Source organism: Acidovorax radicis, assembly GCF_020510705.1.
GTDB classification, from domain to species: domain Bacteria; phylum Pseudomonadota; class Gammaproteobacteria; order Burkholderiales; family Burkholderiaceae_C; genus Acidovorax; species Acidovorax radicis_A.
The window spans coordinates 4125745-4139255 of sequence record NZ_CP075184.1 but is presented as its reverse complement, the minus strand read 5'-3'; the positions used below and the strand labels follow the sequence as shown (position 1 = coordinate 4139255).

The window sequence follows — 13511 nt, the reverse complement described above, 5'->3', positions numbered from 1 at the left end:
CCATGAACGTCATCTCCCGCCTCCTCCAGCCCCGCAGCGTGGCCATTATTGGTGCATCCGCCGATGCAGCGAAGACCGCAGGCCGCCCCGTGTCCTATCTGTTGAAACACGGCTTTGCCGGCGACATTTACCCCGTCAACCCCAAAGTAGATCGGATCGGCGACCTGGTCTGCTATCCGGACATCGCTTCGCTGCCTGCGGTGCCTGATGTCGGTATCGTCCTGTTGGGCGCAGAGCGGGCCCACCTGGCCGTGCGGGATCTCGCAGCCCGGGGCACTGCAGCGGCCATCGTCCTGGCCAGCGGCTACACCGAAACCGGTGAGGAGGGCGCACGCCGGCAGCAGCAGCTGATCGAGGCCGCAGGCGACATGCGCATCCTGGGCCCCAACACCATCGGTCTTGTCAATTTGACCGACCGCATAGTGCTGTCGGCTACCGGTGCGCTGGAGATGGAGCATTTCCCAGTGGGCGGTATTGGTGTTGTCTCGCAGAGCGGTGGCATCCTGGGCGCGCTGCTGTCGCGTGCAGCGGCGCGTGGCGTCGGTTTGTCAAAATTGATTTCCACCAGCAATGAGGTGGATCTGGAACTGGCCGACTTCATCGACTACCTGGCCGATGACGAGGCTACCAAGGTGATCGCGCTCTACGTGGAGACTGTGCGTGACCCTGCCAAGTTCCGCAGCGCCTGCCTCAAGGCGGCTCGCGCGGGCAAGCCTGTGGTGGCGTTCAAGATCGGCCGCTCCGAAGCCGGCGCGAAGGCTGCCGTGTCGCACACCGGCGCATTGGCTGGCGCCGATCGCATGTACGACGCGCTGTTCAAACAGGTCGGCGTGATCCGCGCGCAAACCTTCAGCGACCTGCTGGACATCCCGGCCGCGCTGGCCACCGGCCGCAAGCTGCATGGCAAACGCGTCGCCATCCTGACCTCTACCGGTGGTGCCGGCACGCTGGTGTCAGATGATCTGGGCATGGCCGGTTTCGACACACCTGCACCTGATGCGGCCACAGCCGAGGCCCTGCGTGCGCTCCAGACCGGCGACCATGCTGTGCTGGACCGCAACCCCATCGACGTGACGCTGGCGGGCCTCAAGCCCGATCTACTGCGCGGCGCCATCAACGTGCTGCTCAAGAGCCCGAGCTACGACGCGCTGACCATCATTGTGGGCTCCTCCAGTCTTGCAATGCCCGAGCTGTTGGCCGGTGCCATTCAGGACTGTCTGCCCAACTCTGACAAGCCAGTGATCGCCTACGTCAGCCCGCATGCGCCTGAAGTGGGTGCGCTGCTGACGCAACGTGGCGTGCCTGCATTCGCAGCTGCAGAAAGCTGCACGGCGGCGCTGCGCGCCATGTTCCAGGTGGCGGAGTTGAAGCCGCAGGTCGAGTCCAGTGCGCCTGTTGCTGCGGTGGCGGTGGACGGTTTGCCGACAGGCTCTCTGGATGAATACCAGGCCAAGCAGCTATTTACGCGCTTCGGCGTGCCTTGTGCGGGCGAACGCATCGTTGGGTCACCCGCCGAGGCCGAGGCAGCAGCGCGCGAACTGGGTGGCCGCGTGGTGCTGAAGATTCTCTCGTCCGAGATCACGCACAAGAGCGATGTGGGCGGTGTGGCTGTGAACCTGTCGGCCGAGACCATCGGCGCGCGTCTCACCGCCATGGCGTCGGAAGTCGAGACCAAGGCTGGAGTGCTTCCCAAGCACTTCCTCGTGCAAGAGATGGTCAGTGGCGGCACCGAGCTGATCCTTGGCATGCACCGTGACGCGCTGGGTACCGCCATCTTGCTTGGCATGGGCGGTGTCACGGCCGAACTGTTCAAGGACACGACCATGCGCCTGCTGCCACCCACCGGCGGACTGCCGCGTGCCGATGCGCTGGCCATGGCGAAGGAGCTCAAGACCTGGCCGCTGCTGGACGGCTTCCGTGGCCGCCCCCTGGCCGACGTCGATGCACTGGTCACGGCCATCGTTGCCTTCTCGCAGATGGCGGCCCAACTCGGCGAGCGCTTGGTCGAGGCCGAGATCAACCCGGTGTTCGTATTGCCGAAGGGGCAGGGCGTTCGCGCGGCCGACGGCGTGGTGGTGCTGGCCTGATGGCGATCAACCCAACGGCCCAGGTCCGGCTGGAGCGCGACGGCGACGTAGCCGTCATTTGGATCGACAACCCACCGATCAATGCAGGCTCCGCCGCAGTACGTACCGGACTGTTGCACGCTATCAACGAAGTGGCGCACGACGAGCGCATCGTGGCCGCCGTGCTGATCGGTGCGGGCACCACCTTCATCGCAGGATCTGACATCCGCGAATTCGGTCAGCCCCTGGCAGAGCCGCAGTTGCCCACGGTGATCGCGGCCCTAGAAGCCTGCCCCAAGCCCTTCGTGGCCGCGCTGCACGGCGCAGCACTGGGCGGCGGCTTTGAGTTGGCGCTGGGCTGTGATGCCCGCATCGCAGCGACGGGGACGGTCGTGGGCCTGCCCGAGGTCACACTGGGCATCATTCCTGGAGCGGGTGGCACACAGCGGCTGCCACGCCTCGTCGGTGTGCCGCGCGCGATAGCGATGGTGTGCAGCGGCGAACGCCTGAAAAGCGCTGCCGCGCTGGCCGCCAGCCTCGTTGACCTGGTCGCCACCGGTGACTTGCGCTCCGCAGCCGTAGTACATGCGCGAAGCCTGGCTGGGCGCAAGCAGAGGGTGCGCGAACTATCCGTGCCTGCGACGGAACCTCAGGCTGTGGCTGATGCCGCCACTGCGGCGTTGAAGGCAGGCAAGAACCGTCCGGCCGTGGTTGCGGCGATTGAGTCCATCAAAGCGTCGGCCTTGCTGGACTTCGACACGGCGCTGGCCGATGAACGCGCCGTGTTCCAGCAACTTCGCTCTTCGCGCGAGGCCACGGCTCTGCGCCACCAGTTTTTCGCCGAACGCGACAGCGCCAAGCACCCGCAGCTGGCTGGCGTTGCACCTCGTGCGATGCAGACCATCGCAGTGATCGGCGCTGGCACCATGGGCTCGGGCATCGTGATCGCTGCGCTGGACGCCGGCTACGACGTGCTGCTGCTGGAACAGGATGGGGAGGCGCTCGATCGCGGCGGTGCACGCATTCACGACCACTACGCAGGCCGCGTACGCGCCGGCAAGATGGCGCCTGAAGCTGTGCAGTCGCGCCAGGACCGCATGCGCACCAGCCTGCAGTGGGATGACCTGGCCGAAGCCGACCTTGTGATTGAGGCCGTGTTTGAGGATATTGAGGTCAAGCGGCAAGTGTTCGCGCGTATCGATGGCCTGGCCCGTCCTGGGGCTGTGCTGGCGAGCAACACCTCCTATCTTGACCTGGACGCCATCGCCGCCGCCACATCGCGCCCGCAGGACGTAATCGGGTTGCACTTCTTCAGCCCTGCCCACGTCATGCGCCTGATCGAAGTGGTGCGCGGCCAGCCTACGGAGTCCGATGTGCTGGCCACGGGCCTGGCGGTGGCAAAGAAGCTTGGCAAACTGCCGCTGCTGACGGGCAACGCGTTCGGTTTCGTCGGCAACCGGCTGTACGCAGCCTACCGGCGCCAGTGCGAGTTCCTGGTCGAGGAAGGTGCCTGGCCTGAGCAAGTGGATGCGGCGCTGCAGCGCTTCGGTTTTGCCATGGGGCCCTTCGCCGTGGCTGATTTGTCGGGCCTGGACATTGCTTGGCGTATGCGCCAAGCCCAGGTCGGCACGCGCGACCCAGCGGCGCGCTACGTGCACATCGCCGACCGGCTGTGCGAAGCCGGCCGCCTGGGCCGCAAGACCGGCGCAGGCTACTACCGCTACACCGAGAGCGGCCAGCCCATGGTGGATGAAACCGTGCACGTGCTGATCGAGCGAGCCCGCGCCGACAAAGGTATCGCGCCGCGTGCCATCCCCGATGAAGAGATTGTGCGCCGTGCGCTGCTGGCTTTGGCCAATGAGGCCGCCCTGCTGCTGGCCGAGGGCGTGGCCGCCCACGCCACCGATGTGGATGTGGCCCTGGTCAATGGCTACGGCTTTCCCCGTTGGGAAGGCGGCGTGGTGTTTTGGGCCCGCGAACGTGGCGAGGCAGCGCTGCGTGCCGACTTCGCGTGGCTGGCCGAGATCAGTGGCCCTGGCAGCAAGGCAGGCGATCCGGGCGCTTTGCTCGCACTCCCAAGCTGATGCTGCAAGCCCGTGGTTGCATCGCCGGTGAAGCTCACGCCCCGCGTACCACCGTGGGCGTGATGGCCGATGCGGCGCCAATGGCCCGCACAAAACAAAAAAACTACCCGGGCGCTTGCATTGCGCACTGCGCACTGCGCACTGCGCATGTTTTCGGACAGCACCGTGAGTGCGTCCTCTTAACTTCCATAAACCTGGAGACACGATGACCCGCCATGCCTTCATCTGCGATGCCGTTCGCACCCCTTTCGGACGTTACGGCGGCAGCCTGTCCTCGGTGCGCGCCGACGACCTGGGCGCTGTTCCGCTCACCGCCCTGATGGCGCGCCACCCGAGCCTGGATTGGGAGGCCGTAGCCGATATCGTCTATGGCTGTGCCAACCAGGCTGGCGAGGACAATCGCAATGTGGCTCGCATGTCGGCGCTGCTGGCTGGCCTGCCCGTGGGCTTGCCTGGCAGCACCATCAACCGGCTGTGTGGTTCGGGCCTGGATGCTCTTGGCACAGCTGCACGGGCCATCAAGTCCGGGGAGGCCAGCCTGATGCTGGCCGGTGGCGTGGAAAGCATGAGCCGCGCGCCCTTCGTGATGGGAAAGGCAGAGAGCGCTTTCTCTCGGGCCGCAAAGATCGAGGACACCACCATCGGCTGGCGCCTGGTCAACCCCAAGATGAAGGCCTTGCATGGCGTGGACAGCATGCCCGAGACGGCTGAGAACGTGGCCGCGCAATTCGGCATTTCTCGCCAGGACCAAGACCTCATGGCGCTGGCCTCGCAGCGCAAGGCGGTCGCGGCGCAGCAACGCGGCTTCTTCGACGCCGAGATCGTGCCTGTCACGGTGCCGCAGAAGAAAGGCGACGCGCTGGTGGTCGCACGCGACGAGCACCCACGCGAGACGAGTCTGGAGGCGCTGGGCCGTCTCAAGGGCGTGGTGCGGCCCGACGGTACGGTCACGGCCGGCAACGCCTCGGGCGTGAATGACGGCGCTTGTGCATTGCTGTTGGCGGACGAGAAGGGTGCAGCCCGGCATGGGCTTGCCCCGCGCGCCCGCGTCGTTGCCATGGCCACCGCTGGCGTGGCACCGCGCATCATGGGCATGGGGCCCGCGCCAGCTACACGCAAGGTGCTGGCACTGGCGGGATTGACCCTGGAGCAGCTTGACGTGATCGAGTTGAACGAAGCCTTTGCAGCGCAGGGCCTGGCCGTGCTGCGCGACTTGGGCCTGAGCGACAACGACCCACGGGTCAACCCCAACGGGGGCGCCATTGCTCTGGGGCACCCACTGGGAGCCTCCGGCGCCCGGCTAGCCACCACGGCCATCAACCAGCTTCACGACACGGGTGGTAAGTACGCACTTTGCACGATGTGTATTGGCGTGGGACAAGGTATCGCGCTGATCCTTGAGCGGGTATGAGGCTCGCCCTGTCCAGATGCCGGCAAGCAGCAACGGCAGCCCGACTGTGATGCGTGGGGCAAGTCCGCAGTGACAAGACAAGAACAAGGAGACAACATGACACAGATGGTCCGTCAATGGACGTTGGGTTTCGCCGTGCTGTGGCTGGCTTTGGCTGCTTGCGGTGCCATGGCACAGGCTTTTCCCCACAAGCCCATCCGCCTGGTGGTGCCGTTTCCGGCAGGTGGAGGCACGGATGCCATGGCGCGTACCCTGGGCGAGGCGCTATCCCGAGAACTTGGGCAGCCCGTGTTGGTGGAGAACAAGGCGGGGGCGGGTACCGTGATCGGTAACGACTTCGTCGCAAAAAGCGCCCCCGACGGTCATACGCTCTTGCTCAACACCAGCGCCATCGCGATCGTGCCAAGCCTGTTCGCAAAATTGCCTTATGCGGCAGACTCTGCGTTCTCGCCCATCACGCTGTTGGGCGCGCACCGAATGTGGCGGTTGTTCGGGCCGACAGCCCGCTCAAATCGGCGGGCCATTTCCTGGCGCAGGCCAGGTCCCATCCAGGCCGGGTGGCCTATGGGTCAGCGGGTAACGGCACCTCCACGCACCTGGCGGCCGAGTTACTCAAGAGCATGGCCCACATGTACCTCATCCACGTCCCGTACCGAGGCGCGAGCCCGCTGGTGACGGACCTTCTGGCCGGCCAGATCGATGTGGGATTCGGCACATTGCCCAGCGTCGCCCCTTTCATCGCCAGCGGAAAACTGAGAGCGTTGGGAGTGACCAGCGGTACGCGTTCGCCGTTGCTGCCGGATGTGCCCACCCTTGCCGAGGTGGGCGTTGCGGGCTACCAGGCGGATGTCTGGTATGGCATTTTTGTGGCCGCCGGCACTCCCACAACTGTGGTGAACCAACTCTACGGAGCCTTCAAGCGCGCTTCCGGAACAGACGCATTCCGCCAACGGGCCCAGGCGGAGGGGTTGGTCGTGACGCTCGACCCTCCCGAGGAAACCGCGCGCATCGTGCGCGCCGAAGTTGCCAAGTGGCGCAAGGTCGTCAAAGAGCAATCCATCAAGATGGATTGAGCGATGAGATCCGGTCTTTCAAGCACCGCACAAGATGCGCCTCTGTTGGGCGATTTGGAGCGTCTGGCAGTCCGCCACGATGTCCTTCTTGCCGACTCCGGAGTGCAATTGGCCTGGCGCCGATTGGGGCAGGGGGCGCCGGTCGTCCTCCTGCATGGCGGGCACGGCAACTGGCTGCACTGGGCGCGCAATGTGGCAGCGCTTGCCACGCGCTACACGGTGTGGGTGCCCGATCTGCCGGGCTATGGAGATTCAGCCGCACCGGCAGATCACACGCTGACGTCGATGGTGGCCCTTGTCCGGGAGTCGCTTGACCGGCTGGTGGGGCCAGACACTCCGGTGGGTGTCGTCGGCTTCTCATTTGGCGGCCTGGTCGCTGCGGGACTGGCCGCCGAGCGTTCCGCCGTTTCATGCGTGGCGCTCCTGGGACCCGCCGGTCACGGAGGCGAGCGTCGGCCCAAGGGCGAACTGCGCAATTGGAAGCCTGCCTTCGAGCGGGGAGACTGCTCGGAGTTTGACGACACCATGCGCCACAACCTGCTGATGCATATGCTCCATGACGCTCGCAGCCTCGACGCGACTGCGCTCGCGATCCATACGCAGGCATGTCTGCAGACGCGCTTTCACAGCAAACGCATTTCGCGCTCAGCGGAACTGCCACACCTGCTGGCCAGGTATGTCGGCCCTTTGCTATTGGCCTGGGGCGAGCACGATGTCACCGCCGACCCCCATGCCGCTTCATCCTTGCTCATGCAACGCCTGGGGCCCAGCAGTTCGTTGGTCATTCCCCGTGCAGGTCACTGGGTGCAGTACGAGGCGGCCGAAGAGGTGAACAGCCTGCTGTTGAAGTGGTTTGATCAATATCTGTCCCCCCATCAGGAAACCTGAAATGCACGCTACAGAAATATTTGCCCGATACGCCACTGAGTTCCAGCGGCAACCGCTTCCTGACGAAGTGATCCACCACGCCAAGCGTGCCGTGATCGATTGGTACGCCTCCCTGTTCCCGGGGCTGAATACGCCGCCCGTCGCGATCCTGGAGCAGACCCTCGCGGACGACCTCGACCGTGGGCGCGCATTTTTGGGGGGAGGGCGAGCGAGTACGGCACGCACAGCCGCACTCATCAACGGCGCTGCGGCGCACGCAGCCGAGGTGGACGACAGCTTTCGCGACGCGATGTACCACCCGGGCGCCGCTACGATTGCGGCCGCACTGGCGGCAGGTCAGGACCTTGGCGTCTCCGGCCTCGAATTTCTGCGGGGCGTGGTGCTCGGCTACGAGGTGTCCACGCGCATCGGAGTGGTGATGGGTCGACCTCACTACAAGTTCTGGCACAGCACTGGCACGGTAGGTAGCTTTGGTGCGGCGGCTGCCGTGGGCGGCATCATGCGACTGGATGGAGCTGCCTTCGCCCACGCGCTGGCAACCGCAGCAACGTTTGCGGCAGGGCTTCAGCAGGCTTTCCGCATGGACTCGATGTCCAAGCCACTGCATGCAGGGCGCGCCGCTGAGGCGGGCTTGCTCGCAGCGCAACTGGCCTCGCGCGGCCTGACCGGATCACTTGATGTGCTTGATGGGGAAAGCGGTCTGGGGCACGCCATGAGCAACGGCCCCGATTGGTCCAACGTGGGCGCAACGCTGGGTCAGGACTTTCACATCACGCGTCTGACCTTCAAAAGCCACATTGGGTGCGGGCATACGTTCGCGGCGATTGATGGCGCGCTGGAACTCCGGCAGCGTCACAACCTCCAGGCCGACCAGATCAAGAGCGTGCGGGTTGCGACCTATCGTCCCGCGCTCGACATCGCGTGCTATACCCGCCCCACCACGGCCAACGAAGCGCGGTTCAGCCTGACCTATGTGGTGGCCACCGCGCTGTCGTATGGCAGCGTTCGCCTGGCCGCCTACGAGCCCGACCGCCTGAACGACTCGGCCACACGCGCGCTGATGGAGCGTATGACGGTCGAGGTGGATCCGGCTCTTGATGCGGCCTTCCCAGGGCAGCGGGCTGCGCGCATCGACATCGAGACCGTGGATGGCCGCCGGCTCTCGCACTTTCAGCCCAATCGCAAGGGAGATCCAGAGCAGGCCCTTACGGACGCTGAGCTGGAAGGCAAGTTTTTGGAGCTCGCTGAACCAGTCATCGGCATCGCTTCGGCGCAGTCTCTATTGGCGAATATCTGGGCTCTCGACCGCACTGAGAACTTGCTTTTCAAGAACCCATTGTCTTCACATCACATTCCCTGAGGGCCTGTCGAAGTGGCTCGATGGGGACTGGTATGCCGCCAAAACCGGGCGTCCGCGAAAGGCGTCTTTCCGGTGCCCTGCTGGATCACGAGACGAGGCTACGGCGCAACTCGTCGAGCAGCCATCGCCCCGCCACCCCCAGAGCACGATCGCGTCGGTGCGCCGCGTAGATCGTCAGCCCTTCGGGAGGCGTCGGATCTTCGTGAATCTCAATCGCCGTGAGTGTCCCCGCAGCGATCGACGTCGCCACGAGGTGCTCGGGCATGCGGCACCAACCGAATCCCGCTAAAAGGAAATCGAATCGACGACCGAGATCGACGAATCGCCAGAGTCGGGTGCCAGCGACGCCGTAGTTTGCACTGCCCGGGTCGACAGGGTCCGACAGGACCAACTGGACGTGCGGCGCGAGGTCGCTCTCTGTCGCCGGACGCCCCAGCGAGGCGAGAGGATGGCCGGGCGCGACGACCGCGCGCATGGGCGCCCGCAGCAATGGATAGGCAGCAATATCCTCAGGGACGCCAGGCAGCAGCAAGCAGAGGGCAATCGCCGCCGAACCACCGCGAAGCCGCCGCAACGAACCGCCCAGCCCTTCGGTCGAAAAGTGCACCGGGAGATCGGGAAACGTTTCGCTCAGCGCGCGCAGGCTGCCAATCAGCGGTGCGGTCGGCACCAGGGGGTCGATCGCGATCGTCAACTCCGGTTCTACACCCGCCCGCGTGCTGGCTGCAACGGCCTGGAAACGGTTGGCACTTGCCAGCACCAACCGGGCTTGATCTACCAGCACACGGCCCACTTCGGTCAGGCGGGGGCGATGCCCTCGGCGGTCGAACAGTTCGACGCCCTGAAGCCCCTCCAGATTGGCAATGGCCTGGCTGACCGCCGACTGCGCGCGCCGGAGTTCGCGGCTGGCGGCTGAAAAACTCCCCGTGTCGGCGATGGTCACGAGGACGCGCAATTGGTCAAGGGTCAGGTTGCCGATCATTTTCCATCTCCAAAACAGATGAAAAATATCTTACTTTTATCTCTTCCGAAGAAGTTTTGCGGGGCCTAGATTACCGTCAACGGCCCAGCTTGTTGCATGGAAGTCTGCCAGCCGTTGAACCTTTTCCCGCCCCTCCCCCAGCAGCCCGCGTTTCGCTCACCTGCGCCGAAAGAAAGAACCTTCCGATGACCCAGCTTCTCGTTGTTGAAACCAGCCCGCGCGGTGGCCAGTCCGTCTCGCGTCAAATGACGCAACGCTTCCTCGCGGCATGGCGCACAGCACATCCGGGAGGCCGCATCGTGCATCGTGATCTCGTCGACTCCGGGCTCTCGTTCGTCACGGCTCCCTGGCTGCAGGCTTACTTCACGACGCCCGCAGATCAATCGCCAGCGATGAAGGAGGCGCTCCAATTGTCCGATGAGCTGGTCTCCGAACTGCTCGCGGCCGAGCACCTTGTCATCTCGACGCCGGTCTACAACTACAACATTCCGGCGTCGCTGAAGGCGTGGGTCGATCACATCGTGCGCAAGGGCGTGACGCTTGGCCTGGATGGCCGAGGTCTTATCAAGGGCAAGAAGGCGACCGTGCTGATGGCATCGGGCGGCGTCTATACCGAGGGATCGCCTATCCGGGATCGCGACATCGCAACGCAATACCTTCGGCTCATCCTCGGCGTCATCGGCATTGAGGACGTGACCGTGGTGGCGGGAGGCGGGGCGAAAGCCGTAGACCTGCACGAGCAGACGATGGATGAATTCCTCGCTGCGCTGGCGCCGCAGATCCAGCGCGCTGCGAGCGCTGAAATCACTCGCCAATCCTGATGTGGCGTGGTGGCAGGCTTCGAACGCATCGGCGTGGTGGGCTGGTGGGCTTGATGTGTCCGTTGGGGTGGCCTGCTGCCGCGAGGTAGATAATTCGGCACCCGCACAGAGCCCATCGCGGCGGCTGGCAGCGGGGACAAAGCTTCCGCCATCTGTCCCATCCCTCGCTCTCCCGATCTCATCGTGATCATTCGCCCACGTCCCCATTGGTTACGCATGCTCTTTGTGCTGCGCGGTTCCGTCTTGCCAGAAATCGCCGTGCAGCTGCTCATCACGGCGGCATTTGCGGTGCTTGTCACCCTGTGCCACGGGCAACTGTTGCAATGGAAGATTCAGCTCAATTTTGTGCCGTTTTCGCTCATTGGCTTGACGCTGGCGATTTTTTTGGGCTTTCGCAACAGCACAAGCTACGCCCGCTATTGGGAGGCCCGCACGCTATGGGGCGTCTTTTTGAACGAGGCGCGCACGCTGGTTCGGCAGGCCCTCACACATGTCGATGAGCCGGCACACACGCGCAAACTCGCGCTGTACCTGGTCGCTTTTGTCCATGCGGCACGGCATCAGTTGCGGGGCACTGACTGCACCCCCGATCTGCAGCGGTTGTTGTCTGCGCAGGACTGTGCCGATCTCGGCGGCCTGCGCTACAAGCCGGTGGGGCTGTTGCTGCGGGCTGGCAACTGGGTGCGCGAGCGGCGGCAGGACGGAAGCCTCTCCCCGATGCTGGTGCCGGCCATGGAGGCGTCCATGTGCCGCCTCAGCGATGCGCTGGGCGGCTGCGAGCGCATTGCCAGCACGCCCATTCCCTTTACGTATGCGGTGCTGATCCACCGGACGGTATTTACCTACTGCTTGTTGTTGCCGTTTGGTTTGGTGGACACCATCGGCGCGATGACCCCCGTCATTGCCACATTTATCGCTTACACCTTCTTCGCGCTGGAGGCGGTGGCCGCCGAGATTGAAGAGCCATTTGGCATGGCACCGAATGACCTGGCTTTGAACGCCATGTCGCAAACGATTGAAGACAGCGTGCGCGAGATGCTGGGGGAGCCGCTGCCGCCGGTCGTGGTAGACCGGGAACGCATCTTTTTGACCTAGGAGCCCGCAGGCCTGCGAGCCCTTGCGACCACCATGGTCGCCGTCGAGGGGCTGACACGCCTGTCGCACGCCACTCAATAGCTGCGCCCGTCCTTGTACATCGCATGCTGGCGGCGGTTGAGCGTGGCGGCCTCGCCCAGGCGCGCCATGGCGGTGCCCGCGTGGGCGTGGGTGATGGCCATGCCCAAGCCGTCGGCGGCGTCGGTGCCGGGCAGGCCTGGCAGGCTGAGCAGGCGGCGCACCATTTCCTGCACCTGGCTCTTGGCGGCGCGGCCATGGCCGACCACGGCTTTTTTCATCTGCAGCGCGGTGTATTCGGCCACCGGCAGGTTGCTGGCTACCAGTGCCGTGATGGCGGCGCCGCGCGCCTGGCCCAGCAGCAGGGTGGATTGCGGGTTGACGTTGACGAACACGATTTCGACCGACGCCACGTCGGGCTGGTAGCGCGCGGCCACCTCGGTGATGCCGTCAAACAGGATCTTCAGGCGCCCCGGCAGATCACCCAGCGCCAGCGTGGTGGTGCGGATGGTGCCGCTGGCTACGTAGCTGAGTTGGTGGCCGTGCATGTCCACCACGCCAAAACCGGTGGTCTGCAGGCCGGGGTCGATACCAAGAATGCGCATTGCTATATTTTATGTAGCTGCTAGCGCTTGTGGAATAAGCGCTGGAGTGTGTTTTGACTATAAACCGAAGTACCAGCGCACAGAATGGAAGAACACGGGTGCTGCAAAACATAAGGCATCCACCCGGTCGAGCAGCCCGCCCGCACCCGTGACCGACATGCCCTGCATGCCCCAGCTCGTGATGCCTCGGTCGCGTTTGAGCGCCTTCATCACCAGATGCCCCAGGCTGCCCGCCACGCAGGCCAGCAATGCCATGCCCAGCGCCTGCCCTGGTTTGAACGGCGTAATGAAGGTGAGCAACGCGCCCACCAGCCCGCCCACGCCCACCCCCGCCAGCCAGCTCGGCCACTGAAAACTCTGGCTCACCTGCGGCGCCACGGGGTGGTGCGGAAAGCGCCGGCCCAGCAGGTGCTGCACCACCATGCAGGTCTGCACCACAAACACCAGGAAGAACACCAAAAAAGCGCCCTTGTCGCGGTAACCCGGAAAGTCGAGCAGCAGCAAGGCGGGCACATGGCTCATGCCGTACACGCAGACCATGATGCCCCACTGCAGCTTGGCGTTGCGCTCCAGGAAGCGCTGCGGGTCGTTGGCCAGCGCGCTCACCACAGGCAGGGCGAGGAACACGTAGACCGGTATGAACACCGTGAACAGGTCGAAGTGTTTGCTGCCGACGATCCAGAACTGCAATGGCAGTACCACGAAGAACGCCAGCACCAGGCTGCGGTGGTCGCCGCGCCGCGTGGGCGACAGGGTGATGAATTCGCGCAGCGCAAAAAAACCCACGATGGCAAATAGCACCGTGGCCACCGTCTCGCCCAGCGCCCAGCCCACCCAGAACACGGTGGCCATGGCCCACGAGGTCTGGAGCAGCCCCCAAAACCGTTTGGCTTCCAGCGCGCTGGCCTCTGCCTCGGGGGTGTCGCTGGGCTGCTCGCGCAGGTTGCGCACAAAGGCCCAGACTGTCACGATCGACAGGATGCCGAACACGACCAGGAACAGGGCGCCGATTTGCTGCGTGGCGGTGAGGTTGCGAAGAAAATTGTTCATGTCAAAGCCGTGCACCGTGGTGTGCAGCCAGCGGTAAAGCACTGTGCGAAGGGAGCAG

Annotated in this window: 10 protein-coding genes and 1 pseudogene; 8 read left to right on the top strand and 3 right to left on the bottom strand. The window is 64.7% G+C overall.

All coding sequences use genetic code 11. The features are described from left to right. Window positions 1-2 precede the first annotated feature (2 nt). The 6 genes and pseudogenes from KI609_RS18935 (at window position 3) to KI609_RS18910 (ending at window position 8882) form a co-directional block, all read left to right on the top strand. Window positions 3-2087 carry an acetate--CoA ligase family protein gene (locus KI609_RS18935; RefSeq protein WP_226445095.1) on the top strand — a complete coding sequence of 695 codons (2085 nt, stop codon included), beginning with the start codon at window positions 3-5 and terminating at the stop codon, window positions 2085-2087. Then, window positions 2087-4150, top strand: coding sequence for a 3-hydroxyacyl-CoA dehydrogenase NAD-binding domain-containing protein (locus KI609_RS18930; RefSeq protein ID WP_226445094.1), 2064 nt, complete (start codon window positions 2087-2089; stop codon window positions 4148-4150). Before KI609_RS18935 ends, KI609_RS18930 begins: the two co-directional genes overlap by 1 nt. 205 nt (window positions 4151-4355) lie before the next feature. Beyond that, complete coding sequence (gene pcaF / locus KI609_RS18925; RefSeq protein WP_226445093.1) at window positions 4356-5561, top strand: 3-oxoadipyl-CoA thiolase; 1206 nt, start codon at window positions 4356-4358, stop codon at window positions 5559-5561. Between the two features lie 96 nt (window positions 5562-5657). Then, window positions 5658-6634 (top strand): annotated as a pseudogene (locus KI609_RS23095) (Bug family tripartite tricarboxylate transporter substrate binding protein). Between the two features lie 45 nt (window positions 6635-6679). After that, window positions 6680-7522 (top strand): alpha/beta fold hydrolase, encoded by an 843-nt coding sequence (locus KI609_RS18915; RefSeq protein ID WP_226445092.1) that lies wholly within the window; start codon window positions 6680-6682, stop codon window positions 7520-7522. Window position 7523: 1 nt separating this feature from the next. Then, window positions 7524-8882, top strand: a complete 1359-nt coding sequence (locus KI609_RS18910; RefSeq protein WP_226445091.1) for an MmgE/PrpD family protein — start codon at window positions 7524-7526, stop codon at window positions 8880-8882. Window positions 8883-8967: 85 nt separating this feature from the next. Here the strand turns inward: KI609_RS18910 and KI609_RS18905 are convergent, their stop codons facing one another. Next, complete coding sequence (locus KI609_RS18905; protein ID WP_226445090.1) at window positions 8968-9864, bottom strand: LysR family transcriptional regulator; 897 nt, start codon at window positions 9862-9864, stop codon at window positions 8968-8970. 185 nt (window positions 9865-10049) lie between these two features. On the opposite strand from KI609_RS18905, the gene KI609_RS18900 reads away from it, so the two are divergent. Together KI609_RS18900 and KI609_RS18895 are read left to right on the top strand one after the other, a co-directional pair. Further along, on the top strand, window positions 10050-10685 hold the full coding sequence (locus KI609_RS18900) for an FMN-dependent NADH-azoreductase (RefSeq protein ID WP_226445089.1): 636 nt from the start codon (window positions 10050-10052) through the stop codon (window positions 10683-10685). Window positions 10686-10868: 183 nt separating this feature from the next. After that, window positions 10869-11780 (top strand): bestrophin family protein, encoded by a 912-nt coding sequence (locus KI609_RS18895; RefSeq protein WP_226445088.1) that lies wholly within the window; start codon window positions 10869-10871, stop codon window positions 11778-11780. A 74-nt stretch (window positions 11781-11854) separates the two neighbouring features. Here the strand turns inward: KI609_RS18895 and ruvC are convergent, their stop codons facing one another. Beyond that, window positions 11855-12403 carry a crossover junction endodeoxyribonuclease RuvC gene (gene ruvC, locus KI609_RS18890; protein WP_226445087.1) on the bottom strand — a complete coding sequence of 183 codons (549 nt, stop codon included), beginning with the start codon at window positions 12401-12403 and terminating at the stop codon, window positions 11855-11857. A 57-nt stretch (window positions 12404-12460) separates the two neighbouring features. Continuing rightward, window positions 12461-13453 (bottom strand): phosphatidate cytidylyltransferase, encoded by a 993-nt coding sequence (locus KI609_RS18885; RefSeq protein ID WP_226445086.1) that lies wholly within the window; start codon window positions 13451-13453, stop codon window positions 12461-12463. Window positions 13454-13511: the final 58 nt, after the last annotated feature.

Excerpts from the sequence above, each read along its gene's own strand:
- KI609_RS18900 (WP_226445089.1), top strand. The coding sequence starts at position 10,050 with ATGACCCAGCTTCTCGTTGTTGAAACCAGCCCGCGCGGTGGCCAGTCC.
- ruvC (WP_226445087.1), bottom strand. The coding sequence starts at position 12,403 with ATGCGCATTCTTGGTATCGACCCCGGCCTGCAGACCACCGGTTTTGGC.
- KI609_RS18905 (WP_226445090.1), bottom strand. The coding sequence starts at position 9,864 with ATGATCGGCAACCTGACCCTTGACCAATTGCGCGTCCTCGTGACCATC.
- KI609_RS18885 (WP_226445086.1), bottom strand. The coding sequence starts at position 13,453 with ATGAACAATTTTCTTCGCAACCTCACCGCCACGCAGCAAATCGGCGCC.
- pcaF (WP_226445093.1), top strand. The coding sequence starts at position 4,356 with ATGACCCGCCATGCCTTCATCTGCGATGCCGTTCGCACCCCTTTCGGA.
- KI609_RS18935 (WP_226445095.1), top strand. The coding sequence starts at position 3 with ATGAACGTCATCTCCCGCCTCCTCCAGCCCCGCAGCGTGGCCATTATT.
- KI609_RS18930 (WP_226445094.1), top strand. The coding sequence starts at position 2,087 with ATGGCGATCAACCCAACGGCCCAGGTCCGGCTGGAGCGCGACGGCGAC.
- KI609_RS18910 (WP_226445091.1), top strand. The coding sequence starts at position 7,524 with ATGCACGCTACAGAAATATTTGCCCGATACGCCACTGAGTTCCAGCGG.